This window comes from Paraburkholderia sp. SARCC-3016, from assembly GCF_031119615.1.
GTDB lineage: Bacteria > Pseudomonadota > Gammaproteobacteria > Burkholderiales > Burkholderiaceae > Paraburkholderia.
The window spans coordinates 18998-44993 of the sequence record NZ_JAVHZD010000032.1 but is presented as its reverse complement, the minus strand read 5'-3'; the positions used below and the strand labels follow the sequence as shown (position 1 = coordinate 44993).

The 25996-nt window shown below is 64.3% G+C and carries 21 protein-coding genes; 14 read left to right on the top strand and 7 right to left on the bottom strand.

Annotated elements, in window-relative coordinates; translation table 11 throughout:
• Positions 1-19 precede the first annotated feature (19 nt).
• Positions 20-358, bottom strand: a complete 339-nt coding sequence (locus QYH69_RS27660; protein WP_308834907.1) for a putative quinol monooxygenase — start codon at positions 356-358, stop codon at positions 20-22.
• 87 nt (positions 359-445) lie between these two features.
• Here QYH69_RS27660 and QYH69_RS27655 point away from each other — a divergent pair, with 87 nt between their 5' ends.
• Complete coding sequence (locus tag QYH69_RS27655; RefSeq protein ID WP_308834906.1) at positions 446-1438, top strand: YafY family protein; 993 nt, start codon at positions 446-448, stop codon at positions 1436-1438.
• Positions 1439-1579: 141 nt separating this feature from the next.
• Positions 1580-1792 (top strand): hypothetical protein, encoded by a 213-nt coding sequence (locus QYH69_RS27650; protein ID WP_308834905.1) that lies wholly within the window; start codon positions 1580-1582, stop codon positions 1790-1792.
• A gap of 29 nt (positions 1793-1821) precedes the next feature.
• On the opposite strand, the gene QYH69_RS27645 is transcribed toward QYH69_RS27650, so the two are convergent.
• Positions 1822-3834 carry a sigma-54-dependent Fis family transcriptional regulator gene (locus QYH69_RS27645; RefSeq protein ID WP_308834904.1) on the bottom strand — a complete coding sequence of 671 codons (2013 nt, stop codon included), beginning with the start codon at positions 3832-3834 and terminating at the stop codon, positions 1822-1824.
• Positions 3835-4300: 466 nt separating this feature from the next.
• Here QYH69_RS27645 and QYH69_RS27640 point away from each other — a divergent pair, with 466 nt between their 5' ends.
• The 5 genes from QYH69_RS27640 to lipA are packed head-to-tail and all read left to right on the top strand — an operon-like array spanning position 4301 to position 9577.
• Positions 4301-5368 (top strand): NAD(+)/NADH kinase, encoded by a 1068-nt coding sequence (locus QYH69_RS27640; RefSeq protein ID WP_308834903.1) that lies wholly within the window; start codon positions 4301-4303, stop codon positions 5366-5368.
• A gap of 22 nt (positions 5369-5390) precedes the next feature.
• Positions 5391-6374, top strand: coding sequence for a thiamine pyrophosphate-dependent dehydrogenase E1 component subunit alpha (locus QYH69_RS27635; RefSeq protein WP_308834902.1), 984 nt, complete (start codon positions 5391-5393; stop codon positions 6372-6374).
• Positions 6375-6431: 57 nt separating this feature from the next.
• Positions 6432-7436: an alpha-ketoacid dehydrogenase subunit beta gene (locus tag QYH69_RS27630; RefSeq protein WP_308834901.1), complete on the top strand. Its 1005-nt coding sequence runs from the start codon at positions 6432-6434 to the stop codon at positions 7434-7436.
• 15 nt (positions 7437-7451) lie between these two features.
• On the top strand, positions 7452-8570 hold the full coding sequence (locus tag QYH69_RS27625) for an acetoin dehydrogenase dihydrolipoyllysine-residue acetyltransferase subunit (RefSeq protein WP_308834900.1): 1119 nt from the start codon (positions 7452-7454) through the stop codon (positions 8568-8570).
• 2 nt (positions 8571-8572) lie between these two features.
• Positions 8573-9577: a lipoyl synthase gene (gene lipA / locus QYH69_RS27620; RefSeq protein WP_374992511.1), complete on the top strand. Its 1005-nt coding sequence runs from the start codon at positions 8573-8575 to the stop codon at positions 9575-9577.
• Between the two features lie 67 nt (positions 9578-9644).
• On the opposite strand, the gene phnE is transcribed toward lipA, so the two are convergent.
• From phnE to phnC, 3 genes are all read right to left on the bottom strand, one after another.
• Entirely contained in the window at positions 9645-10478 is an 834-nt protein-coding gene (phnE, locus tag QYH69_RS27615; RefSeq protein WP_308834898.1) for a phosphonate ABC transporter, permease protein PhnE, read from the bottom strand.
• Complete coding sequence (gene phnD, locus QYH69_RS27610; RefSeq protein ID WP_308834897.1) at positions 10478-11455, bottom strand: phosphonate ABC transporter substrate-binding protein; 978 nt, start codon at positions 11453-11455, stop codon at positions 10478-10480. The genes phnE and phnD overlap by 1 nt, the downstream gene beginning before the upstream one ends.
• Before the next feature lie 72 nt (positions 11456-11527).
• A complete protein-coding gene (gene phnC, locus QYH69_RS27605; RefSeq protein WP_308834896.1) occupies positions 11528-12373 on the bottom strand; it encodes a phosphonate ABC transporter ATP-binding protein in 846 nt (281 codons plus the stop codon).
• Positions 12374-12675: 302 nt separating this feature from the next.
• Here phnC and QYH69_RS27600 point away from each other — a divergent pair, with 302 nt between their 5' ends.
• From QYH69_RS27600 to QYH69_RS27570, 7 genes are all read left to right on the top strand, one after another.
• Positions 12676-13713, top strand: coding sequence for a M14 family zinc carboxypeptidase (locus tag QYH69_RS27600; protein WP_308834895.1), 1038 nt, complete (start codon positions 12676-12678; stop codon positions 13711-13713).
• The gene (locus QYH69_RS27595) at positions 13710-14456 is read left to right on the top strand and encodes an alpha/beta hydrolase (protein ID WP_308834894.1); all 747 of its coding nucleotides are present in this window, start codon (positions 13710-13712) and stop codon (positions 14454-14456) included. Before QYH69_RS27600 ends, QYH69_RS27595 begins: the two co-directional genes overlap by 4 nt.
• Positions 14457-14713: 257 nt before the next feature.
• Complete coding sequence (locus QYH69_RS27590; RefSeq protein ID WP_308834893.1) at positions 14714-15793, top strand: hypothetical protein; 1080 nt, start codon at positions 14714-14716, stop codon at positions 15791-15793.
• A gap of 167 nt (positions 15794-15960) precedes the next feature.
• Positions 15961-20811: an NAD-glutamate dehydrogenase gene (locus tag QYH69_RS27585; RefSeq protein ID WP_308834892.1), complete on the top strand. Its 4851-nt coding sequence runs from the start codon at positions 15961-15963 to the stop codon at positions 20809-20811.
• A gap of 85 nt (positions 20812-20896) precedes the next feature.
• Positions 20897-21961, top strand: a complete 1065-nt coding sequence (gene selD, locus QYH69_RS27580) for a selenide, water dikinase SelD (RefSeq protein WP_308834891.1) — start codon at positions 20897-20899, stop codon at positions 21959-21961.
• Between the two features lie 83 nt (positions 21962-22044).
• Positions 22045-22950 carry a cation diffusion facilitator family transporter gene (locus QYH69_RS27575; protein WP_308834890.1) on the top strand — a complete coding sequence of 302 codons (906 nt, stop codon included), beginning with the start codon at positions 22045-22047 and terminating at the stop codon, positions 22948-22950.
• A gap of 128 nt (positions 22951-23078) precedes the next feature.
• Positions 23079-24194: a purine nucleoside permease gene (locus QYH69_RS27570; protein WP_308834889.1), complete on the top strand. Its 1116-nt coding sequence runs from the start codon at positions 23079-23081 to the stop codon at positions 24192-24194.
• A gap of 251 nt (positions 24195-24445) precedes the next feature.
• Here QYH69_RS27570 and QYH69_RS27565 read toward each other — a convergent pair whose 3' ends face one another.
• Complete coding sequence (locus QYH69_RS27565; protein WP_308834888.1) at positions 24446-24706, bottom strand: DUF4148 domain-containing protein; 261 nt, start codon at positions 24704-24706, stop codon at positions 24446-24448.
• Between the two features lie 209 nt (positions 24707-24915).
• Positions 24916-25920, bottom strand: a complete 1005-nt coding sequence (locus tag QYH69_RS27560) for a LysR family transcriptional regulator (protein ID WP_308834887.1) — start codon at positions 25918-25920, stop codon at positions 24916-24918.
• Positions 25921-25996: the final 76 nt, after the last annotated feature.

Here is a 25996-nt window from a genome sequence, read left to right as displayed (position 1 = left end):
TGCCGGACTGGCGCCGCACTCATGCCTGCAAGACCCCGGATTCGCTGCGCGGCCGATTGCGATCGACGCGCAGCGCTTCCCAGATCGTCACTTCGCGCGGCCTCGCAAGCAGTTCGGGCAGTGCCTCGTGATACGCCTGCCGGTATGGACGATTCAATTGTTCTTCCAGCACGTCTTCGTGGCTTTCCCACGTCTCGTAGAGCATGAGCCGATGAGGGCAATCGGGATCGCGATGCAGGATCGCCTGATGAAAATTGGGCTCGGCGCGCATGGCATCGAGCACGCCGTCGAGCAGGCTCATAAAACGATCGAGCTTTTCCGGAACGACCTGAAAACGAATCACGTAAGTCACCGACATATCGCCACTCCCGATCAATCGCGCATACCGGCAGTTATACTCGCCAATAGCTGACAACCGATGTCATGAATTTTTCGGAGAACGCAATTGCGCCCAAGCCGGCTCGTGTCGATGCTGCTGTTGCTGCAGGTCAAAGGACGCGTGACCGCGCAAGCACTCGCTGAGGAATTCGACGTATCGGTGCGCACGATCTACCGCGACATCGATCAACTGAGCGCAGCGGGCGTGCCTGTTTATGCGGACCGCGGTCCCGGCGGCGGTTTCGCGCTGCTCGACGGCTATCGCGCGCGGCTGACCGGCATCACGAAGGCGGAGGCCGAGACGCTGTCGATTGCCGGCCTTGCCGGCGCGGCAACCGATCTTGGCCTGTCCGAACAATTGCGTGCCGCGCAGTTGAAACTCGTCACGGCGCTGCCCGATGCGGCGCCCGACGCATCGCGCATCGGCTCGCGGCTCCATATCGACCCGGTCGGCTGGCATCGGCGGCCCGCGCAGGTGCCGCATCTGACGCTGCTCGCGGGCGCTGTCTGGGAGCAGAAGCGCGTCGCAATGCGTTACCTGAGCTGGGCGTCGCCGCGCCCCGGTAAGAGCGAGCCTGCAGCGGAGCACGAGCGGGAGCGGATTCGCGATCCGCTGGGCCTCGTGCACAAGGCCGGCGACTGGTATCTGGTCGCGCGGGCGCGCACGCAACTGCGTATCTACAAGGTCGCGAACATCACGCATCTGAGCGTGCTCGACGAGACCTTCGAGCGGCCCGAAGCGTTCGATCTGCGCAGCGAGTGGGCCGGCTCGGTCGCGGCATTCGAAAAGAGTCTGCTGAAAAACGTCGCGCGCCTGCGTCTTACACAGGAGGGGATGCTGCGGCTCGACCGGCTCGGCGCGGCGGCCGTCGAACAGGCGCAAAGCGGGCCGCCCGACCATGACGGCTGGCAGGAAGTCACGCTGCCCATCGAACAGCTCGACTTCGCGGCCGAGCAACTGCTCGGCTTCGCGGGGCACGTCGAAGTGCTCGAACCGCCTGAATTGCGCGTGCGGCTGAGGCGTCTCGCACAACGTATCGCGACGCTCAGCGCCGGCTAGCGCCGCCGTTTACGTGCGTTTTGTGCCAACAGAACTGTAATTCGAGCCAATGCCGCAAAGTGTGCATCCCGCGGCGATGCAGCTTGTGTAATGTCGAGGCTGAAGATCCGCGCAATCGCGCGGCAGCATTGTGGAGACGTTATGCAGATCCTTCTTTTAGCGCTTGCGGTCGTCGCGTTCGGCGCATGGACGACTTATCTTCTCGCGACGAGCATTCCCGAAAAGCTGATGTCGCGCTCGGCCCGCCATGGGCGATACGCGGACCTCGCGAGCGGCGAAACGGCCGATGCGCGGCATGTGGGAGGCCGTCGCTTCGGCCGCAACCGAAGCCGCGGCAAACTGGCCGAGCAATAACCGCGGGCGAACCGCCCGCGAGCCGCAGGCTAACCCCGATGAGGCCCGACTATGCCCAGCTTTGCAATGCGGCGATATAGCGTTGCGCGCGAGATGCCGAGCGCTTGCGCCGCCGCGTTCGGGTGCCACTGATGCCGCGTCAGCGCGTCGACAATGCGAGCCCGTTCGTCGCCGGCATGGGCGAGCGACGGCTGCGCTGCAAACGCGGGACCGCCGGCCTCGGCATGGCGGGGCGCAAGCAGTGCCGCAATGTCCGGCGACAGATGCCGAAAATCGACGCGTGTCGCATCGCACACGGCGCACGCATAGCGCAACACGTTGCGCAGCTGCCGGATATTGCCGGGCCAGCCGAATCCGCAGAGCCGCTCGGCGAGCTGCGCATCGAGCATGAGCGCGTGGCCGGCGCCTTGTGCTTCTTCATCGAACACTTCATGCACGATGTCGAGGATGTCCTCGCGCTCCCGCAACGGCGGCATGTGCAGCGTCGCGCCGCTTAGCCGGTAATAGAGATCTTCGCGGAACGCGCCAACGGCGACCATCTGCTGTAAATCGCGGTGCGTTGCGCAAATCACGTCGATATCGACACGCACCGGCGTATCGCCGCCCAGCGGCATCACTTCGCCTTCGGCCAGCACGCGCAGAAGACGCGTTTGCAGACTGAGCGGCATATCGCCGATTTCGTCGAGAAACAGCGTGCCCGTATGCGCGTGCGCAATCTTGCCGCGTGCGCCGCGGCTGCGCGCGCCGGTGAACGCGCCCGGCGCGTAACCGAACAGTTCGCTCTCGATCAGCGATTCGGGAATCGCGCCGCAATTGACGGCGACGAAGGGTCGCGCGCGCCGCGCGCCCGAATCGTGCAGCGCATGCGCGAACACTTCCTTGCCGACACCGGTTTCGCCGAGTATGAGGATGGGCAGCCGTTTGCCGGCGATGCGCAATGCGACCTCGGCATTGCGCGCAATACGCACGTCGCGGCTGCGCAGAAAGCGGCCAAGTGCACCGACATCGCGCCGCGCATCGGCGGCGACGCCGCGGCAGGCATCGCGCGAGCCGCTCGACAAGGACGTGCCCGCAGCCGCAGTGAATCCCGCTATCGTGCGCGTGGCGCGCGATACACGCTTGAGCGGCTCGCGAATCCGCGCGTGCAGCAGTGCGCCGCTCGCACGCAAACGCAGCGGCACGATCGTATCGCCGCGTGCGACATCGTGCAGGTGTATCGCCGACGTATCGAAGATTTCGTCGATATGACGCGGACCGCTGAGGCCCGCGATGCATTCCTGTGCCTTGCGGTTCGACGCAACGATATTGCCGCATTCGTCGAACGCGATCAGCACCTCGGGCTGCGCCTCGACGAAGTTGCGGCTCTGATGGCCGAACAGCACCCAATGCTGCGTGGTCTGATTGAGGAAGTAGCCGTCTTCGATCAACGTCGCGCTTTGCCGCACGAGCTGAAACACGAGTCGCTGGCTGTCGCGGTTATCGGGCGACTGCACGGCCGACGCATCGAGCACGCCGATCAGCTCGCCCGTAGGCGCGAAAATCGGCGATGCGCTGCAGGTCAGCGTCGTGAACGCTGCGCGGAAGTGATCGATCTTATGCACCGTGATCGGCGCGAGGTCCGTCAGTACATTGGCGACGGCGCACGTGCCTTCTTCGCGTTCGGACCAGCACGAACCGATATAGAGCCCCGCGTGCCTGAAGTCGCTGCGCCGGTCGCGCTCGAGCCGGTAGTCGATCGTCACGCCGTGCGCATCGGTCAGCAGCACGCAATAGTCGGCGACGCGAATCATTTCATGCAGACGTGTCAGGCATTGCCCCGACGCGCGCAAAAACGCCTCTTCCTTGCCTTGCACCTCGCGCAATTCCGCAGACGTAAGCACGCGCGGTCCGACAACCGAGCCCGGATCGAGCCGGTACTGTTCATACGAACGCTGCCACGACGATACGAGCCGCTGCGCATCGGGCGCGGCCGGCACGGGCAGGCGTCCTTCGATGGCGCCGCGGACACGATCGATGTGCTGCGTTTGAGAGACGTAGGGCATGGTCGGCTCCCGTCGGACGGCGCTCGAACGGCGCACGGAGGGTGGGACCTTCTTGTAGCACATCCGGCACGCGCAATCACACTGCAATGCAGCACGCGAGACGGTTGAGACGTTTGTCTCAGGCAGCGTGAGACACCGGCGTCTGCACAGAAAAGGCCTGAAAAATCGGGTCGCCCGAAGGGTTGCCGTCTTCACCGATTTCTTCGGAATACCTGGTACGCACAAAGATGTGAGACACGTCGCGCCTCCTGCATGGCGTCATATCGCGTTTCCAGACTGGCCATCAAGGCCCGCCCGCGCGTCGCGAGCCTTGATGCGCGCGGCTTCATCGCGCTTCGGCCATAGCGGTAATTTCTTGGCATGGGCATTGCAGTAATGCGCTCGGTCAAAACGCACGACGCTCCCTCGAGCGTCGCACGCGGATAGAAGCATCGAAGCAGATGCAACGAAACAACGGAGACAGACCTTGGCATCGCCCATCACCGTCGGCCTCATCGCAAACCCCGCGTCGGGGCGCGACATCCGCCGGCTGACGACGCATGCATCGGTGTTCCCGACGGCGGAGAAGGCCAACATGGTCGTGCGCCTGCTCGCGGGTCTCGGCATGCTCGGCGACAGCCGGGTGCTGACGCTGCGCGACAAGACCGGCGTGGCGGCGCTGCTGTGCCGCGCACTCGATACGCATGCGGCACTCGGCTATCCCGAGCATTGGCCCGACGTCGAATTCCTCGATCTGCCGATTACCGACAGCGTCGCGGATACGCATGCGGGCGTCGACTACATGGTGCGCGCCGGCGTCGGTCTGATCGCGGTGTTAGGCGGCGACGGCACGCATCGCGCGGTCGCCGCGCATTGCGGCAGCGTCCCTTTGCTGACGCTTTCCACGGGCACTAACAACGCATTTCCCGAGATGCGCGAAGCGACCGTCGCAGGCCTCGCGGGCGCGCTCGTCGCAGCGGGCATCGTGCCGCCCGAGGTTGCGCTGACGCGCAACAAGCGGCTCGTCGTGCGCTGTGTCGCCGGGCCGAACCGCGGCCGCGAAGAGATCGCGCTCGTCGATGTGTGCGTGAGCCGGCAGCGTTTCATCGGCGCACGCGCAGTGTCGGACCCGGCCGATATCGACGCGCTCTACCTGACGTTCGCACCGCCCGACGGCATCGGCCTGTCGTCGATCGGCGGCGCTTGGGCGCCGGTCGAACGCAGCGCCTCGCACGGCCTGCATCTGACGTTCGCGCACGACGGCGGAGCGGGCGTGCCGGTCTTCGCGCCGCTCGCGCCGGGGCGCGTCGGGCAGGTGACGATGCGCACCTGCGACCGGCTCGAAGTCGGCGAATGGCTGCCGGTCGACGCGGGTCGCGGCACGCTCGCATTCGACGGCGAACGCGAAATCGAACTGGAGCGCGACGACCGCTATGAGATCGCGCTGGATTGGGCCGGGCCGTTGACGGTCGACGTAGGCCGCACGCTGCGCTATTCGGCGTCGCGGCAATTGATGCGCGAGATGGCCGCGCAGCGCCATTACATCGCTGGATGATCAGACGGAAAGGAGACACGCCATGTCTGTTTCGAGTCAGTTGAGCAAGCAAAAGCTGCTGGATGCGTATCGGATGATGCGCACGATTCGCGAATTCGAGGAGCGGCTGCATGTCGAGTTCGCCACCGGGGAGATCCCGGGCTTCGTGCATTTGTATGCGGGCGAGGAGGCGTCCGCGGTCGGCACGATGCTGCATCTGAACGACGCCGACTATGTCGCCACCACGCACCGCGGCCACGGCCACTGCATCGCAAAGGGCGTCGACGTGCGCGGCATGATGGCGGAAATCTACGGTCGCACGACAGGCGTATGCCGCGGCAAGGGCGGTTCGATGCATATCGCCGATCTGTCCCGGGGCATGCTCGGCGCAAACGGCATCGTCGGCGCGGGCGGGCCGCTCGTCTGCGGCGCCGCGCTCGCGGCCAGGTACAGGAAGACCGGCGGGGTCGGCGTCTGTTTCTTCGGCGACGGCGCATCGAATCAGGGTGTGATTTTCGAATCGATGAACCTCGCGTCGATCTGGCGGCTGCCCGCGATCTTTATCGCGGAGAACAACGGCTACGCGGAATCGACGTCGTCGTCGTGGGCCGTTGCGTCGGACAACATCGCGGACCGCGCGAGCGGATTCGGCATGCCAGGCGTGATTGTCGACGGCTTCGATTTTTTCGCGGTGCACGAAGCGGTCGGCGAAGCGATCGAACGGGCGCGCGGCGGCGGCGGACCGACACTCGTCGAAATGAAGCTGTCGCGCTACTTCGGCCACTTCGAGGGCGATGCGCAAACGTATCGCGCGCCCGGTGAAGTGCAGAAGCTGCGCGACGAAAAGGACTGCCTGAAGCGTTTCGAAGAACGCGTCGTGCGTGCCGAGATGCTGAGCGCCGCCGAACTGCGCGACGTCGATGCGAACGTGAAACAGCTGATCGACGCGGCGGTGACGGAAGCGAAGGCGGCACCGCTGCCCGGCGCCGAAGACCTGCTGACCGATGTCTACGTGTCGTACCGCTGACTGACCCGGTGGCCGCAGCGACCGCGCATACGCTTAGACCTATTCAAGGAGACGGACATGGCACGCAAGATCAGCTACTCACAGGCAATCAACGAAGCGTTGAGTCAGGAGATGGCGCGCGACGAAAGCGTCATCGTGATGGGGGAAGACAATGCGGGCGGCGAAGGCGCGCCCGGCGAGCACGACGCATGGGGTGGCGTGCTCGGTGTCACGAAGGGGCTTTATCACAAGTATCCGGGGCGCGTACTCGATACGCCGCTGTCGGAAGGGGGCTTTATCGGCGCGGCGGTCGGCGCGGCTGCGTGCGGCATGCGGCCGGTCGCGGAGCTGATGTTTATCGACTTCATGGGCGTCTGCTTCGATCAGATCTTCAATCAGGCCGCAAAATTCCGCTATATGTTCGGCGGCAAAGCGGTGACGCCCGTGGTGATCCGCACGATGCAGGGCGCGGGCCTGCGCGCGGCGGCGCAACACTCGCAGATGCTCACGTCGCTGTTTACGCATGTGCCCGGCCTGAAAGTCGTGTGCCCGTCGACGCCGTACGATGCGAAGGGGCTGATGATCCAGGCGATCCGCGATAACGACCCGGTCATTTTCTGCGAGCATAAGCTGCTGTACGGCCGCGAGGGCGACGTGCCCGAAGAGCTGTACACGATCCCGTTCGGGGAGGCGAACGTCGTGCGCGAAGGCGACGACGCGACGATCGTCACGTATGGCCGCATGGTGCACTTCGCGACCGAAGCAGCGGACCGACTTGCGAAAGACGGCATCCACGTCGACATCATCGATCTGCGCACGACGTCGCCGCTCGACGAAGAGACGATCCTCGAAAGCGTGGAGCGAACCGGCCGCGTGGTCGTGGTGGATGAGGCGAATCCGCGCTGCTCGATGGCGACCGACATCGCCGCGCTCGTCGCGCAGAAGGCGTTTCATTCGCTGAAGGCGCCGATCGGGCTGGTCACCGCGCCGCACACGCCGGCGCCGTTCGCAAGCGTGCTGGAAGACCTGTACATTCCGTCGCCCGATCAGATCGCCGCGGCGGTGACGAAGACGACGCACTGAGAGAGGTGACGAGCAATGCCGATTCATATGGTAACGATGCCCAAGTGGGGCTTGTCGATGGAGCAGGGCCAGGTCAACGGCTGGCTGAAATCGGTGGGCGACAAGGTGAGCCGCGGCGACGAGCTGCTCGACGTCGAGACCGACAAGATATCGTCGGGCGTCGAGTGTGCATTCGACGGCACGCTGCGCCGGCAGATTGCGCAGCAGGGCGATACCTTGCCGGTCGGTGCGCTGCTCGGCGTCGTCGCCGATGTCGAAGCGCCCGATGCTGAAATCGACGAAGCGGTCGCCACGTTTCAGCGCGATTTCGTGCCGGCGGCCGCGGCGCAAGCCGATTCGGGGCCGCAGCCGGAAAAAGCGCAGATCGGCGGCCGCACGGTGCGCTTTCTGAAGGTCGGCAACGGCGGCGGCACGCCGGCGGTGCTGATCCATGGGTTCGGCGGCGACCTCAACGCATGGATGTTCAACCATGCGGACCTCGCCGCTCACCGTGAGGTGTGGGCACTCGACCTGCCGGGGCATGGCGAATCGGGCAAGGCCGTCGACACCGGCAGCGTCGAGGAACTGGCCGATGCGGTGCTCGCCTTTCTCGACGACCGCGGCATCGAGCGCGCTCATCTGGTTGGGCATTCGATGGGCAGTCTCGTGGCGATGACGATCGCCGCAAATGCGCCCGCGCGTGTCGCGTCGTTGACGCTGATCAGCGGCGCGGGGCTCGGCGAGGAGATCAACCGCGCGTATATCGAAGGCTTCGTGGCGGGCAGCAGCCGCAATGCGTTGAAGCCGCATATGCTGCAGCTGTTTGCGGACCCGGCGCTCGTCACGCGGCAAATGATCGAAGACATCGTCAAGTACAAGCGGCTCGAAGGCGTCAACGAGGCCTTGCGGAAAATCGCCGCGCTCGCGTTCGTCGATGGCGTGCAGCAGAAGATCTACCGCGATCGCATCGGTGCGCTCGCGCCGCGCGCGATGGTGATCTGGGGCGCGCAGGACCAGATCATCCCCGCGCGGCACGCGCAAGGGTTGCCGGGCGAGATCCGCGTGCATGTGATCGAAGGCAAGGGCCATATGGTGCATATGGAAGCGGCGTCCGAAGTGAATCGGCTGCTGAACGACTTCTTCGGAGGAGCGTGACGATGCAGGCCGTGCCGCGACAAGAAGGCGCGCATCCGGCGCCGGCCTCGGGTTCGGGCGCGACGGCGCTCGGGCAGCACGGCTTGCGCAGCCGCGACAAGCTCGCGCGTATTCCGGTGAAGGTCGTGCCGCCTGTGCGCACGGACGTGCTGCCGAAGCCGCCGTGGCTGCATGCAAGGCCGATGATGAGCGAAACCGTGGCCGGCATGGCGGCGATTCTGCGTGCGCATCGCCTGCATTCGGTCTGCGAGGAGGCCATGTGCCCGAACATCGGCGAATGCTTCGCACAACGGACCGCGACATTTATGATCATGGGCGGCGTGTGCACCCGCCGCTGCGCGTTCTGCGACGTCGCGCATGGCCGCCCCGCTGCGCTCGACGAAGCAGAACCGGCCCGGCTCGCCGATGCGGTGGCCGCACTGGGCTTGCGTTATGTCGTGATTACCTCGGTCGACCGCGACGATCTGCGCGACGGCGGCGCCGCGCATTTTGCGCGCTGCGTGGCGTTGCTGCGCGCGCGCGTGCCGGACATTCGCATCGAACTGCTGACGCCCGATTTTCGCGGCCGTGTCGAGCGCGCGCTCGACGCGCTATCGGCCGCGTGGCCCGACGTCTTCAATCACAATGTGGAGACGGTGCCGTCGTTGTATCGGGCCGCGCGCGCGGGCGCAAGTTATGAAGGGTCGCTCGAACTGCTTGCGCGCGTGAAAGAGGCGCAGCCGGACATGCTGACGAAGTCCGGACTGATGGCGGGCCTCGGTGAAACCGAAGCGGCGTTACTCGAGACGATGCGCGATATTCGCGCGCATCGTGTCGACGTACTGACGATCGGCCAGTATCTCGCGCCTTCGAAGTTTCATATGCCCGTGCGGCGGTACGTGCCGCCGCAAACATTCGACGCGTGGCGCGACGAAGGCCTGCGGCTCGGGTTCAGGGAAGTGGTGGCCGGCCCGCTCGTGAGGTCTTCGTATCATGCCGACGAGGTCGGCCGGCGCACGGGCCAGTGAAGCGCGAGTGTCGGGCACGACGATGCTACGCGGCGCAAATGCGTGGCGCGACTTCCGCGCGACGCGTTTAAATCACCCGCTCCCGCAACTTCGCGGAAATCAGATCGATCGCCGTCACCACGACCACGACCATAATCAGCACCGCCGACGTCTGCGCATAATCGAACGAGCGGATCGACTCGTACAGCACGACGCCGATCCCGCCTGCACCGACCATCCCGACCACCATCGCGGAGCGCACATTCGACTCGAACCGGTACAGCGCGTACGAGATCCACAGCGGCAACACCTGCGGCAGCACGCCATAGATGATTTCGTCGAGACCCGTCGCGCCCGTCGCACGCACGCCTTCGGCCGGACGCGGGTCGATCGCTTCGACGGCCTCCGCAAAGAGCTTCGCGAGCACGCCGGTCGTATGCACCCACAATGCGAGCACACCCGCGAACGGACCGAGACCGACCGCGACGATGAACAGCATCGCGAACACCATCTCGTTGATCGCGCGGCACGCGTCCATCATGCGCCGCATCGGCTGCACGACCCATATCGGCGCCATGTTGTGCGCCGACATGAGCCCGCACGGGATCGCGCAGACGATCGACAGCGCGGTGCCCCACACGGCAACCGCGAGCGTGACCAACATCTCGTGCACGTAGATGTGCCAGTCGTCGAAGTTGGGCGGGAAGAAGTCCTTGGCGAACTGCCCCATGTTGCCCGCATCGGCGAACAGATCGAGCGGGCGCATGTCCGCGGCGTGCCACGACGCGCCGAGCACCGCGATCAGCGCAATCCAGCTCAGTGTCGAGCCCCAGCTGCGCTTGCCGGCGGCCGCGGCGTGGGTTGCCGCGGCCGCCGCTTTCTGCTGCGCGCCGCGACCGGAGGTCAGGTCGGCGGTGTTCATTATTGCTTCGGTGCCTCGCTATTGAGTGCGGCCAGCTTCGCGTCGATTGCGGCCACCTGAGTCTTGCGGTCCGCATCGGAAAGGTTCCTGTCGCCCTCCAGCTTCTGCTTCTGCTGGAACAGCGCAACCTGACGGATCGGCAGCAGCTGCGCATCGGACGACGCAACGAAGCCGCTGAAGATCGTCAGGTTCTTCATGACTTCTTTCTCGTGCGGATCGGTCTTCGCGTAGTTGACGAAGAACTTGCGCAGCTTGTCCTTCGTATCTTGCGGCAGATCCTTGCGCCACACGAGCGGATCGCTCGGAATCAGCGGCGAGGTCCACAGCACGCGCACCTGCGCGAACTTGTCCGGATGCTGCGTCTTCAGCCGGTCGAGCTCCATCGTGTTGTTCGTCGCGACGTCGATCTTGTCGTTGACCACGGCCAGCAGATTCGCTTCGTGGCTCGACGGCAGCACGGTCTTGAACGACGCGCTGTTTACCGTCACGCCGCGCTTCGCAAACAGGTCGTAGCCCGGAATCAGCGTGCCCGACGTCGAATTCGGATCGCCCCAGCCGAGGTTCACGTCCTTCGTATTCTTGAACACGTCGTCGATCGACTTGAAGCGGCTGTTGACGTTCGTGATCAGCAGCGATTTGTAGCCGCTCGATCCATCGGCCATGACGGTCTTCGCAAAGACTTCGCCGTTCGCGCGGTCGACCGCTTCCATGGCCGACGCGTTACCGAAGTAGCCAATCTGAACCTTGTTGAAGCGCATCCCTTCGATGATGCCCGCGTAATCGGTCGCGAAGAACGCTTTCACGTGCAGACCCGTCTGCTTGTTCAGATCGTCGATGAGCGGCTGCCAGCGTTGACGCAGCGTGCTCGACGCATCGGTCGAGATGATGCCGAAACTGAGGTCTTTCGGGTCCTCGGCGTGAGCGGCGACGCACGCGAATGCAGCTACGCCGACGATCAGTGAGCGCAAGAATTTCATGGGTTCGGAATCCCGGTTGGTTGGTCGATTCAAGACAGCCTGGAATAATCGTGCGATGCGCATTTCGCGGCATCACGTGGAATGCGCCGGATCCAGCGCAAACGGGTACGACAGCGACGCATGCGATGCGTCGTCGCCGGCATGTTGATCGAGCAGTTCGCGCGCGTCGTCGCCATACAGCTGTTGCAACAGCGCCGGCGTGAGACTGGCCGACGGGCCGTCGTAGACGATCTTGCCGCGTCGCAGCGCGACCGTGCGCGGGCAATACTGCATCGCGATGTCCACCTGATGCAGCGATACGAGCACGGTCAGCTGGCGTTCGGAATTGAGCTTGCGCAGGATGTCCATCACGCGGCGCGACGATTCGGGGTCGAGCGATGCGATCGGTTCGTCGGCGAGGATGATGCGTGCCTGCTGCACGAGTGCGCGCGCGATGGCCGCGCGCTGCTGCTGGCCCCCGGACAGATTGCCCGCGCGTTCGTGCAGATGATCGCCGATGCCGACTTCGCGCAATGCCGCAAGCGAAAGCTCGCGTTCGTGGCGCGGAAAGGCGCCCGTCAAACGCCGCCACAACGGCAGACGCGCGAGCGCACCGACCAGCACATTCGTTTCGACCGAAATGCGATTGACGAGATTGAACTGCTGGAACACGAAGCCGATGTCGCGACGGATGCGCCGCACTTCGCGCACGATGCGGCCGTTGCGCTGAATCGGCCGGCCGAGAATCTGAATCGCCGACGGTTGCTCATCGGAGGCCGTGAAGCCGGCAATATGCCGCAGCAACGTCGATTTGCCCGAACCGGATGCGCCGATCAGCGCCACCATTTCACCTGGCTCGACACGCAGATCGATTTCGTCGAGCGCTTTGCGGCCGTTTTTGAACGTCTTGCTCAAACGTTCGATGCGGATGGCTTGCATAGATATCCTGTCGAAGACGCCGGTGTTTGCCGGAACGTTCGGGCACATTCTAGGAAGCGACTATGACGGTTCAGTGAAGGTGTCCCAACGTCTAGACGACTATATGTATCAGCGCGTAAATTCGTCGCGTGCGTGGGGCCGGGGTGCGGGCGCACGTATGTAATGTGTCAGTTATGTGACTGTTGTTTGTTCGCTGTGCGTGCGTCGCGCCACTGTCATTTAATCGCGCGTCGGACAGGCTATATTTGAAGGGGTCAATGCATGTGCCGTCCCCAATAACGTAGCCTTCCACCGGCGCCGCCATGCAACAGGTTCTCAGCTTTTTGCCCGATTCGTTCGCGGAGTACGAAGAACTGAAGGCCATACTCGAAGCGAATAGCGCGATCTTCGAGATCCGCAGCGTCTGCGAGACACGGGTGCGGGGCAGAACATTCTGCGTTTTGACGGCGAGCATCGGCTCGACGGATCCGCTTGCGCCCGCGATCGGGTTTTTCGGCGGCATCCATGGGCTCGAACGGATCGGTTCGCAACTCGTGCTCGATTACATGCGTTCGCTGATCGGCCGGCTCGAATGGGACGAACTGCTCGTGCGCCAGTTGCAATCGGTGCGGCTGATCTTCGTACCGATCGTGAACCCCGGCGGCATGTGGGCCGCGACGCGCGCGAATCCGAACGGCGTCGACCTGATGCGCAACGGCCCGCAGGATGCCGACGAGCATGTGCCGTGGCTCGCCGGCGGACAGCGTCTCGGCGCCTGGCTGCCCTGGTATCGCGGCCGGCGCGGCGCGCCGATGGAAGCCGAAGCAGTCGCCTTGCTGCAAGTGGTGGAGCATGAACTCGCGCCGCGGCCGCTGAGCTTTGCGCTCGATTGCCATTCGGGCTATGGGTGGCGCGACAGCATCTGGTTTCCGTATGCGCGCACGCGTCGCGCGATGCCGCATCTTGCCGAGATGTATGCGTTGAAGACAATGTTCGAGCGCGCGCATCCTCACCACGGCTATATGTTCGAACCGCAAAGCCATCAATATCTGTTGCACGGCGACCTGTGGGACTACGCCTACGATCGTCGCCCGCCGTCGAGCATCTTTTTGCCGATGACGCTCGAACTCGGCTCGTGGCTATGGATCAAGAAGAATCCCCGGCAGATCTTTTCAAGGCAGGGCATGTTCAACCCGGTCAAGGCGCATCGCACGGAGCGGGTGTTGCGGCGTCACGCGAATCTGCTCGATTTCCTGACGCGCGCCGCCTATTCGTCGCAGCGTTGGCTGCCGCAGGGCGCCGCGCGCCAGCAACTGCTGCAGCATGCGTTCGACCTCTGGTACAGGCCGCGGCGCATATGAGCGCATGGATTCTGCTGCGTGGGCTCACGCGCGAAACGCGGCACTGGGGCACCTTGCCGCAGCGCCTTGCCGACGTGGCCGACGTTGCGCGCGTGCTGCCGATCGATCTTCCCGGCAACGGCGAATTCGCGCGCTTGCGCTCGTATCGCAGCGTCGCGGATATGGTGGGCTTCGTGCGGAACGTGGCATTCGAGCGTGGCGTGCCGGGCCCGTATCGCGTGCTCGCCATGTCGCTCGGCGGAATGGTCGCAACGCACTGGGCGCAGCGGCATCCGCATGAAATCGAAGCGCTCGTGCTGGTCAACACGAGCATGCGGCCGTTCAACCGGCCGCACGAGCGGCTGCGCCCGCGAGCGTGGCCGGCGCTGATGCGCGTCGCCACGCATTGGCGCGACGCGCGCGCTGCGGAAAGCGCGATTCATGCGATGACATGCAATAACCGGCTCACGCTCGCCGCCGATATCGAGGCGTGGGCAGCGATTCGAAGCAGCGCGCCGGTGAGCCGCATCAACGCATTGCGCCAGCTCGTGGCGGCGGCGACATTTCGCGCAGCGGCGCAGCCGCCCGCGTGCCGAACGCTGCTTCTTTCCTCGGCCGCGGATAGTCTCGTCAGCGCAATTTGCTCCGCGAGCGTCGCGGCAGCATGGCGTGCGCCACATCGTCAACACGCATCGGCGGGCCACGACATTCCGCACGATGACCCGGCATGGATCGTCGAGCAAATACATGACGTTCTGCGCTAGCGCAGTCGTGTTGCGGGCGAAAGGGCTCGTGTGGCAACGGATAGGCGGGCCTGAAAATATCAGCGCATAGCCGGGACGCCCGGCGCGCCGCTTTATACCTGCATCCATCGCGACGGGCCTTATTTCGTCGTGGCGCCCACACCCGACCAGGCGCGCTTTCCGGGACGATCCTGGAGACGCAGACCTGCAAGCTTGCACGAATTGTAACGGTCGTCTGCACGAGCGTTCCGCCGTTCGCGGTCGCGTACGCGCAACACATGGAAGCGGTCGAACAGACGGCCGCGGAATCCGCAGCCAAAGCCGACGCGCCGCTCGCGCCGCCGCCGGAAGAAAGCATGAGCGGGTTCGCAAATTTGCCGATTGTCGATGCGACAGAATCGGATGCACAATGCATGACCGACGCGGCGAGTGCGCAAAGCGTAGCGGTTTCGTACGCCGCGCCGACTGCCGTTCCAGTGCATACCGACACGGTCGCGACCATGAGTACACCGTCAGCAGCGACGTTCCTTGCCCACGCGCAGGCGAACGAACTGGAGTGGGGCAAGCCGCGCGGCAACGCCCTGTCGCTCGCGGATGCCGATGTCGCGACGCCGGCGCGGCCGGCCCCGCTCGAAAACGCGGCGCGGGTCGATGACGCGCGCAATGAGCGCGACGTCGTGCGCGAGGAGGTCGACGCGACCTTGCCGCAAGCGCCGTCGTGCGACTCGGCGTTGCAGCGCGCTGCGGGGCAGGCGTCGCTGCCCGATGTTCCGCCGCCGGTACGCAAGCCGCCCGTGTCTTACGCGGCGCCGGTTGCGGTGCCGGCTCGTAAGGCGCAAGCGGATGTCGAACCGGTCATGCCTGCGGCGCAAGTCCGGCATGTTTCATATGCAGCGCCCGTGGCAGTGCCCGTGCATCGCGAGCGGCGCACGCCATCGCTTCCTTCCTGCGAAGTCCACAAGACGGTCGAGCCTGTCGTGCATGCGCAGCCGTTCATGTCGATGCATGTGAATGCAGCGGACGCGACGGCGGCGGTGACGCCGGCGTTGCCGGTGCAATTGATTTTGCCGCCGGCAGTACGTCGAGCGGATGCACGACCGCCTATGGCAATTGCGATTGATTTGCGAAACGCGCGCGCATCGGAGGCATCGCCCGAAGCGCTGCCGCAAGCATCGACATCGCGAGCGGAGCCCGCACCAGCGACGCCTCGGCAAACGGAATCTCCGCGAGCCGCGTCGCCGCAACTGAATGCGTCCGAAGCAAAACCCGTTTCTTACGCGGCGCCCATCGCGGTGCCGTCGCGCGGTGCGTCGACGGCTTCGGCAAGCCGCCCCGCGCGACCTGACGCTCACTCCTGATTTGCCGGTTGGTTCGAAGCTCGGGCGCACGGCTCGATTGCCCCAAATTCGCCTGATTACGTCGTGCTGTTAGCGGCACAGCGCCGCGCACGGAGGTGGCGCGGGCAGGGTGCATAATGCCGGTGTATCGCCAATGCAGTGGATCGCCACCCGCCGTGGAGGACGTCATGCAAGCGAAAAACGAAGAAGCCATCGCGCACCTGCTCAACGATGTCGTCGAATTCGCGCGGGGCCGGTTGCCCGAACCGGCCTTTGCGATAGTCGAACCTTTCCTGCGGCACTACTACGATTTCGTCGACGCCGACGAACTGCAAAGCCGCAATATTCCCGACCTGTATGGCGCCGCGATGGCGCACTGGCAAACCGCGCAGCGCTTCGTGCCCGGCAGCGAACGGTTACGCGTGTACAACCCGATTCTCGAACAGCACGGCTGGCACTCCGATCATACGGTGCTCGAGATCGTCAATGACGACATGCCGTTTCTCGTCGATTCGGTATCGATGGCTGTCAACGGCCTCGGGCTTTCGCTGCACTCGGTCGTGCACCCGGTGTTCCGGATCTGGCGCGGCAAGGACGGCAATATCGAGCGCGTCGCCGTCGGCGGCTCGGTACCCGACGACGGGAAGTCGCAACTCGCGTCGTTTATTCATTTCGAAGTGGACCGTTGCGGCGACGCGGCGAAACTCGAAGCATTGCGCGCCTCGATTGCGCGCGTGCTCGGCGACGTGCGCGCGGCAGTCGAAGACTGGCAGAAGATCGCCGACATCGCACGCGGCACGATCAAGGATCTCGCCACACGCGAAAGCAGCGTGGACGGCGTGGAAGCGCGCGCATTTCTCGAATGGATGGTCGCCGATCACTTCACGTTTCTCGGTCAGCGCGACTACGAACTCGTCTCCCACGGCGGCGGCTTCGGACTGCGTGCGGTGCCCGGCACCGGCCTCGGCATTCTGCGCGATGCCTTGCGCGACGAACACACGCCCGACGTCACGCCGTTGCCGCCCGCGGCCGCGGAAATCATCAGCGGCGCGTGGCCGATCTTTCTGACGAAGGCCAATTCGCGCGCGACAGTCCACCGGCCCGGTTATCTCGACTATGTCGGCGTGAAGCTCGTCGGGCCCGACGGGAAGATCGCCGGCGAGCGGCGTTTTATCGGGCTTTACACGTCGACCGCTTACATCGGTTCGGCCACCGACATCCCGATCGTGCGCCGCAAAATAGCGAATATCGTGCGGCGTGCGGGCTTTCTGCCGAAGGGCCACCTCGGCAAATCGCTCGTGACGGTGCTCGAAACCTATCCGCGCGACGAACTGTTCCAGGCGGACGAAAAGGATCTGTACGACATTGCGATGGGGGTCCTGCGTTTGCAGGAACATCAGCGCACGCGCATTTTCGTGCGGCGCGATCGCTTCGACCGCTTCGTGTCGTGCCTCGTGTTCGTGCCGCGCGAAAAGTACACGACCGATCTGCGCCGGCGCATTGCGAAGCTGCTGCTCGAGGTGTTCAACGGTAAAGCGGTCGAGTTCACGCCGCTGTTGTCGGAGTCGACGCTTGCGAGGATTCATTTCGTCGTGCGCGCGGAGCCGGGCGCAATGCACGATGTCGACACGCGCGAGCTCGAAACGCGGCTCGTGCAGGTCTCGCGCCGCTGGCAGGACGATCTTGCCGATGCGCTGCTCGATACGTTCGGCGAGGAGCAGGGCAATCGTCTGCTGCAGCACTATGCCGAATCGTTTCCGGCCGGCTATCGCGACGACTACGCCGCGCGCACGGCGGTGCGCGATATCGAACTGATCGAACGCGTGCAGGCCACCGGCCACCTTGCGATGAACCTGTACCGGCCGATCGAATCGGCGCCGCGTGCTTTCCGCTTCAAGGTGTATCGCGTGGGCGAGCCGATCGCGCTATCGCGCAGCCTGCCGATGCTCGAGCATCTGGGCGTGCGCGTCGACGAAGAGCGCCCGTATCGGATCGAAGCGCCGCACGCGCAGCCCGCGTGGATTCACGACTTCGGCCTCGAGCTCGCCGACGAAACCGAATTCGATATCGAGCGCGTCAAAGACCTGTTCGAAGATGCATTCGAACAGGTCTGGTGCGGCACGATCGAAAGCGACGATCTGAACAGACTCGTGCTGAGCGCGCATCTGGCCGCGCGCGAGGTAACGATCCTGCGTGCGTATGCGAAGTATTTGCGGCAGGTCGGTTCGACCTTCAGCGACGCCTATATCGTGCGCGCATTGACGGGCAACCCGGCAATCGCGCGGGTGCTCGTGGAGCTGTTTATCGCGCGCTTCGATCCGTCGCCGGGCACGGGCCGCGAGGCGCGCATCGAGCGGCTGCTGAAAGTGATCGAAGGCGCGCTCGACCAGGTGCCCAATCTCGACGAAGACCGCATCCTGCGGCAGTTCCTCGGTGTGATCAATGCGTCGGTGCGCACGAATTATTTCCATCGCGACACGCATGGCAAGCCGATGCCGTACCTGTCGTTCAAATTCGATCCGGCCAAGGTGCCAGGTTTGCCCGAACCGAAACCGATGTTCGAAATCTGGGTTTACTCGCCGCGTGTGGAAGGCGTGCATCTGCGCGGGGGGCGCGTCGCACGCGGCGGATTGCGCTGGTCCGATCGGCGCGAGGATTTCCGCACCGAAGTGCTCGGGCTCATGAAAGCGCAGATGGTGAAGAACGTCGTCATCGTGCCGGTCGGCTCGAAGGGCGGCTTCGTCGTCAAGAACCCGCCGCCGTTGAGCGATCGGGAAGCGTGGCTGCGCGAAGGCGTCGCGTGCTACCAGACGTTTTTGCGCGGACTGCTCGATCTGACCGATAACCGTTCGGGCACGGAGATCGTGCCGCCGCCCGACGTCGTGCGGCACGATCCAGACGATCCGTATCTCGTCGTGGCCGCGGACAAGGGTACCGCGACATTTTCCGACTACGCGAATGCGATCTCGCAGCAATACGGTTTCTGGCTCGACGATGCGTTCGCATCGGGCGGCTCGGTCGGCTACGACCACAAGAAAATGGCCATCACCGCGCGCGGCGCGTGGGAGTCGGTCAAGCGGCACTTTCGCGAGATGGGCGTCGATACGCAGGCGACCGATTTCACCGTGATCGGCATCGGCGATATGTCGGGCGACGTGTTCGGCAACGGCATGCTGCTATCGCCGCATATCAAACTCGTCGCGGCGTTCGATCATCGTCATGTGTTTCTCGATCCGAACCCCGATACGGCGGCGAGCCTCGCCGAACGGCAGCGTCTGTTCGGCCTCGAGCGTTCGAGTTGGGCCGACTACGATCCCTCGCTGATCTCGGCGGGCGGCGGCGTGTTTCCACGCGCGGCCAAAACGGTGCCGGTATCGGCTGCGATGCAAAGCGTGCTCGGCATTAGCGCAACCGCGCTGACGCCGAACGAACTGATCCGTGCGATTCTGCAGGCGCCGGTCGACCTGCTCTACAACGGCGGCATCGGCACCTATGTGAAAGCGAGCCACGAAACGCATGCGCAGGTCGGCGACCGCACGAACGACGCGGTGCGCGTGAATGGCAACGAGTTGCGCTGCAAGGTGGTGGCCGAAGGCGGCAATCTCGGGCTCACGCAGTACGGCCGCATCGAGTTCGCGCAACGCGGCGGACGCGTGAATACCGATGCGATCGACAATTCCGCGGGTGTCGACTGTTCGGATCACGAAGTGAACATCAAGATCCTGCTAGGTCTCGTGGTGGCGGACGGCGAGATGACCGGCAAGCAGCGCAATGCATTGCTTGCGGAAATGACCGAGGAAGTCGGATTGCTCGTGCTGCAGGACAATTACTATCAGACGCAGGCGCTGTCGATCGCGGGCCGCTACGCGGCGGACATGCTCGAGGTGGAGACGCGTTTGATGCGCTATCTCGAACGCATCGGCCGTTTGAACCGCGCGATCGAATTCCTGCCGACCGACGACCAGATCAACGAACGGCATACGGCGAAGCAGGGCCTCACGTCGCCGGAGCGCGCCGTGCTGCTCGCGTACAGCAAGATGTGGCTCTACGATGCGCTGCTCGAATCCGACGTGCCCGAAGACGCGCTCGTGGCCGGCATGCTCGCCGAGTACTTTCCGCAGCCGCTGCGCGAGCGCTTCGACGAGCCGATGCATCGCCACCCGCTGCGTCGCGAGATTCTCGCGACGTATCTGACGAACGGACTGGTCAATCGCGTCGGCTGTGCGTTCGTGCACCGGATGATGGAAGAAACCGACGCGCAACCGGGCGATATCGTGCGTGCCTGCCTGATGGCGCGCAGCGTTTTCGATCTCGACGACGTGTGGCGCAGAATCGACGCGCTCGACAATCGCGTGCCCGACGACGTGCAGGCGCGCATGTTCGTCGAAATCACGCGACTGCTCGAAAGCGCGTCGCTGTGGTTCCTGCGTCATCTGCAAACGGGCGAACTCCGCGATGGCGGCGCGGCGGCGCTGATCGCGCGCTGCCGCGACGCGGCGCAACGGCTCGCGCCGCAATTGCCGGCGCTGCTGCCGGCCGCCGATATCGAAGCCATTTCGGAGCGGCAGCGCGTGCTCGTCGATGCGGGCGTGGACAGCGATCTCGCCGTGCGCGTGGCGAGCGGCGAAATTCCGGCGGCGCTGCTCGATATCGCCGAAGTCGCAGCGACGAGCGGCCGCAGTCTCGAGCAGGTCGCGGGCGTGTATTTCGCGCTCGGTACGCAACTGAACTATCGCTGGATCGGCGAGCGTGCCGCCGCGCTGCCGACGCCAACGCATTGGGACGTGATGGCGCGCGCCGCGGCGCTCGCCGAACTGGCGCGGTTGAAGCGCCAGCTGGCGACGAGTGCGCTCGCGCAGGCAACGGACGCATCGGAGATGACCGATCCCGGCACGCTTGTCGACGCGTGGCGCACACGGCGCGAAACCGCGCTTGCGCGCTACGCGCAGTTGCTCAACGATCTGCGCGCGGCGGGCGGTGCAAGCCTGTCGATGCTGCTCGTCGTGGTCCGCGAGATGGCGGCGCTCGAGCGGCACTGAATGCCGTCGAGCGTCGTCGTCAACGCGAATTTCCGCCAGACAGCCGATAATATCGGTTGTTTTCTCTATCGCATTCCGTCCTGTCATGACCGAAACCGCTACGCCCAACCTTACTGTCCCTCGTCTGACGAGCCTGTCGCACGGCGGCGGCTGCGGCTGCAAGATCGCGCCGGCCGTCCTGTCGAATCTGCTCAGGCGCAGCATGCCGCTGCCGACATTTCCCGATCTGCTCGTCGGCACCGAGACTGCCGACGATGCCGCCGTTTATCGCCTCAACGACGAGCAGGCGATTATTGCGACCACCGATTTCTTTATGCCGATCGTCGACGATCCGTACGACTTCGGCCGTATCGCGGCGACCAACGCGCTGTCCGACGTCTACGCGATGGGCGGCAAGCCGATTCTTGCGCTCGCGCTCGTCGGCATGCCGATCAACGTGCTGCCGCACGACGTGATCGCCGCTGTGTTGCGCGGTGGCGAAGACATATGCGCGCAAGCGGGTATTCCGGTCGCGGGCGGCCATTCGATCGATTCGGTCGAGCCGATCTACGGACTCGCTGCGCTCGGCGTCGTGCACCCGCAGCGCGTCAAACGCAATGCGGCCGCGCAGGCCGGCGACGTGCTCGTGCTCGGCAAACCGCTCGGCGTCGGCGTGCTGTCGGCGGCATTGAAGAAGAACCGGCTCGGCGAGGCCGGTTACGCGCAGATGATCGAGTCGACCACGAAGCTGAACCGGCCGGGCACCGCGCTTGCGGCGCTGCCGGGCGTGCATGCGCTGACGGACGTCACGGGATTCGGCCTGCTCGGCCACGCACTCGAAATGGCGCGCGGCGCTGGGCTCGGTGCACGTGTGCATTACGCGGACCTGCCATGGCTCGACGGCGTCGACGCGTTCGCCGCCGCCGGTGTGTTCACGGGCGCGTCGGGCCGCAACTGGGCGTCGTACGGCGAGCAGGTGCAACTGGCCGGCAGTTTGCCCGACACGGCGCGCACGCTGCTGACCGACCCGCAGACGTCGGGCGGCCTTCTCGTTGCATGCGCTCCCGATACGGTCGACGACGTGCTCGCGATTTTCCGCGACGACGGCTTCGCGCGCGTCGCGGTAATCGGCGAGATGACGGGCGGCGCGGCGCGTGTCGAGGTCGTTTGAGGTCGCTTGAAGTCGTTTGAAGTCGTTTGAAGTTGCTCGATATCGTTTGACACTCACGTCCAATAACATCTCTTATACCGACGATGACGGAAGAATCGCCGAAAGCCATCTTTTACGCGCTTGCCGCGAATATCGGCATCGCCATTTGCAAATTCGCGGCCGCGGCCTTCACGGGCTCAGGCGCGATGTTCGCCGAAGCGATTCACTCGAGCGCCGACTGCGGCAACCAGGTATTGCTGCTGTTCGGCCTGCGCCAGGCGCGCCGGCCCGCGAGCCCGCTGCATCCGCTCGGAGCAGGCCGCGCGATTTACTTCTATTCGCTGATCGTCGCGCTGCTGCTGTTCTTCGTCGGAGGCGCGTTTTCGGTTTATGAGGGCGTGCGCCGCGTGCTTGTGCACGAACCGCTCTCGTATGCGTACGTCGCGCTGACGGTATTGGGTGTGTCGGTCGTGCTCGAGGCGCTGTCGCTGACAGGCGCAATGCGCGAGATTCGCAAGACCAATCCGGATAAATCGCTGTGGCGCTGGTTCCGCGAAACGCGCGAGTCCGAACTGCTCGTGGTCGCCGGCGAAGACATCGCGGCACTCGCCGGTCTCGCGATCGCCTTCGTTGCGGTGCTGCTGACGATGCTGACCGGCAATCCGATCTTCGATGCGCTCGGTTCGATCGGCGTCGGCTTGCTGCTGATGGTGATCGCGTGGCTCGTGGCGCGCGAAGTGAAGTCGATGATCATCGGCGAATCGGCGAGCCCGGAAGTGCGTCGTGCGATCGAGGCGCATTTGCGCGCGCGCGGCGAGATTCGCAGCATCATCAATCTGATCACGCTGCAATGGGGACGGCACGTGGTGGTGGCGGTTCAGGCGGAAATGATCGACTATGACAGCGGACGCGCGATGGTCGACGCGATCAATGTGATCGAAGCGGAGTTGCAGGATAAGTTTCCGCAGGTGCGCTGGGTATTCTTCGAGCCGGATGTGCCGCGCACCTGATGCGCCGGATGTGACGCTTCGCAATGCGGCGACAGGCGCGGCAGGTTTAATGAGCGCTTGTTGAACGCGCCACTATACTTGTTTGCGCTTACACATCCGGTTGCAAAGAATAAAAGGAACGATGCTCGATGAAAATCCGCCGCCGCCCGATCGATACTGCATGCCGCGTCGCTTCAATTGCATTTGCCGCAGTGGCATGCGCCGCCTCGCTGCCGGCTGGCGCAGACACGCAAACCCCGGGTCACGCGCAAACCCGGCCGCATGCGGCGGCGCATCGGCGCGCGGCCGCTCAGGTTCGCGCACCGAAGGTGATGATCGTGTCGATGTTCGGCCCTGAAGGAAAGGTCTGGCTCGACAAACTGGGCCCGTGGCAGGAGATTCGCGTGCCGGGCCTATCGGCCGACTATCCGGTCGTCCGCTGCAATGAAACGGACGTCTGCGTGATGACGACGGGCATGGGCCACGCGAATGCTGCTGCATCGATGATGGCGCTGACGTTTTCGCCGCGCTTCGACTTGCACCATACGTACTTCCTGGTTGCCGGCGTGGCCGGTATCGACCCGGCGCGCGGCACGCTCGGCTCCGCAGCGTGGGCGAATTATCTCGTCGACTTCGATATTCAATGGGAAGTCGATAGCCGCGAAGCGCCGCCGAACTGGACCACCGGATATCTCGGCATTTTCGCAAAAAATCAGACCGACAAGCCGCCGCTCGAATATCGGACCGAAGTATTTGAACTGAACCATCGGTTGACCGACGCCGCGCTTGCGCTATCGCGCGGCGTCGAACTCGCGGATGCCTCGCAGGCGCAGGCCACGCGCGCGAAGTACGACTATGCGCCCGCGAACCAGCCGCCGGGTGTCATTCAGTGCGATACGCTGTCCGGCGATACGTGGTGGTCCGGCAATGCGCTGGGCGAACGCGCCCGCCAATGGACCCGAATCCTCACCGACGGCAAGGGCAATTACTGCACGACGCAGCAGGAAGATAACGCGACCTATGAAGCGCTCAAGCGCGCGGCGAGCGCGGGGCGCGTCGAATTGCAGCGCGTTGCCGTGTTGCGCACCGGTGCGGATTTCGATCGACCGCCAAACGGCGTCTCGAGCCTCGATAATCTGCTGAACACGAACGGGCAGGGCGGGGGAGATATCGCGCTCGCTAACCTCTATCGCGCGGGCAATCCTCTTGTGCAATCGATCGTCACTCGATGGAGCGAATGGCGCCAGGGCGTGCCGAAGCAGTAATGCATCGACACGCCCTCTGTCATGTTCGCGCCGGTTAGCCTGTCAAAACACCGGTGCCGGAACACTGTGTTGCTTTAATTGGAACGATACGGCGTCCACACCGGAATGTTCGTCGACCAATCGTCGAGTTCGGACGGGCTCATATTTGGCTCCTTTTCAACAATTCACTTATCGACAGATCCGCTTTGCCGCCGTGTAACTTCGCGAGACCGAAGCTCGCTTCACCCTACGCGGCGCAAGGGATTGGCTGATTACTGATCGCTCATGCGATTCGCGCCGTTGCCGTTCTGGTCGGCGACGCGAGCGCCGTTGCCCGCGTCGGCATTCTGAATCGCATAGCCGTGCGACGCGGCAATTTCCGCCTTCACTTGCGCGCGCGTCACGGTGCTGCCGTCCGACCACCATTGCTGCTGATACGTGCCGGCGCGGCCGATTCCGCCGCCGCCTTGAGCGAAGGCCGACGTACTGGCCAATACCGTGAGAGCGAGAACTGCCAAAAGGCTGCGCTTCATGATTCACTCCTGTTGATTCGTTTGCGGCGCCGATGTATAGCGCTGCGACAGGGTGAAGATTAGGCGCACAGGCGCGTGCGATAAATCCGCCTTTTGCGAAATGAATTGTCGCGAATGCGGAACAATCAAAAAAGCGCGGCAAGTGCCGCGCTTTAATCAGAACAGAATGACATGGGCGTTAAGCGCCGATGGCGGGTTTTGCATGAACCCTATGCAACCCATTCCGTAACAACAGGCGTGTCGAGTATCGGCTCCTCTTCGCGCTGTTCGATCGTTCGTGCGGTACACGGCTTGTCGAGGCTGCCGCGTCCGCTCAGGAGCGGACAGCTGTCGAACAGCTCGGCCACCCAGTCGACGAATACGCGCACTTTCGACGACAGATGCTTGCTGTGCGGATAGACGACCGAGATCGGCATCGGCAGCGGCTTGAAATCGGGCAGCACTTCGACGAGCTGACCCGAGCGCAGATGCGGCAGCACCATGAAAAGCGGCGGCTGGATCAGCCCGAAGCCTTCGAGGCCGCACGTTACGTAGGCATCCGCATCGTTGACCGACACAATGCCCTTCATCTTTACAGGGACTTCCTTGCCGCCGACGAGAAACTCCCAATCGAATGTGCGGCCCGTGCGGCTCGAGAAATAATTGACGGCCTTGTGCTGCTCGAGGTCTTCGAGCGTGCGCGGCGTCCCCGCGCGCTCGAGATACGACGGCGCCGCGCACGAGACGCCTTCGAACAGACCGATGCGTCGCGCGACCAGTGAGGAATCCTGCAGCGCGCCGACACGCACCACGCAATCGACGCCTTCCTGCAAAAGGTCGACCGGCCGGTCAGTCAAGCCGAGCTGCAAGTCGATATCCGGATAAAGCTGATGGAATTCGCAGAGCTTCGGTATGACGAGCAGCCTGCCGAGCGAGCCCGGCATATCGATGCGCAGCTTGCCGTGCGGCTTCTTGTTGCCGGTCTGGAAACTCGCTTCGGTTTCCTCGACATCGGCGAGGATGCGCACGCACCGTTCGTAGTACGCGGCGCCATCGGGGGTCAGCGACAGGCGCCGCGTGGTCCGATGCAACAGACGCGTGCCGAGAAACGCTTCGAGGTTCTGGATGATGGTCGTCACCGACGCGCGCGGCAGGTCGAGCGTTTCCGCCGCTCGCGTGAAGCTGTTCGTATCGACGACCCGGGTGAACACTTGCATGGCCTGGAGCCGGTCCATTGCAACCTCCGGAAGATTGAGTGCAAGCGGTGCGCGTGGCGGAGCAGATGAAGCCGCGAGGCGAATGCTACCTGCT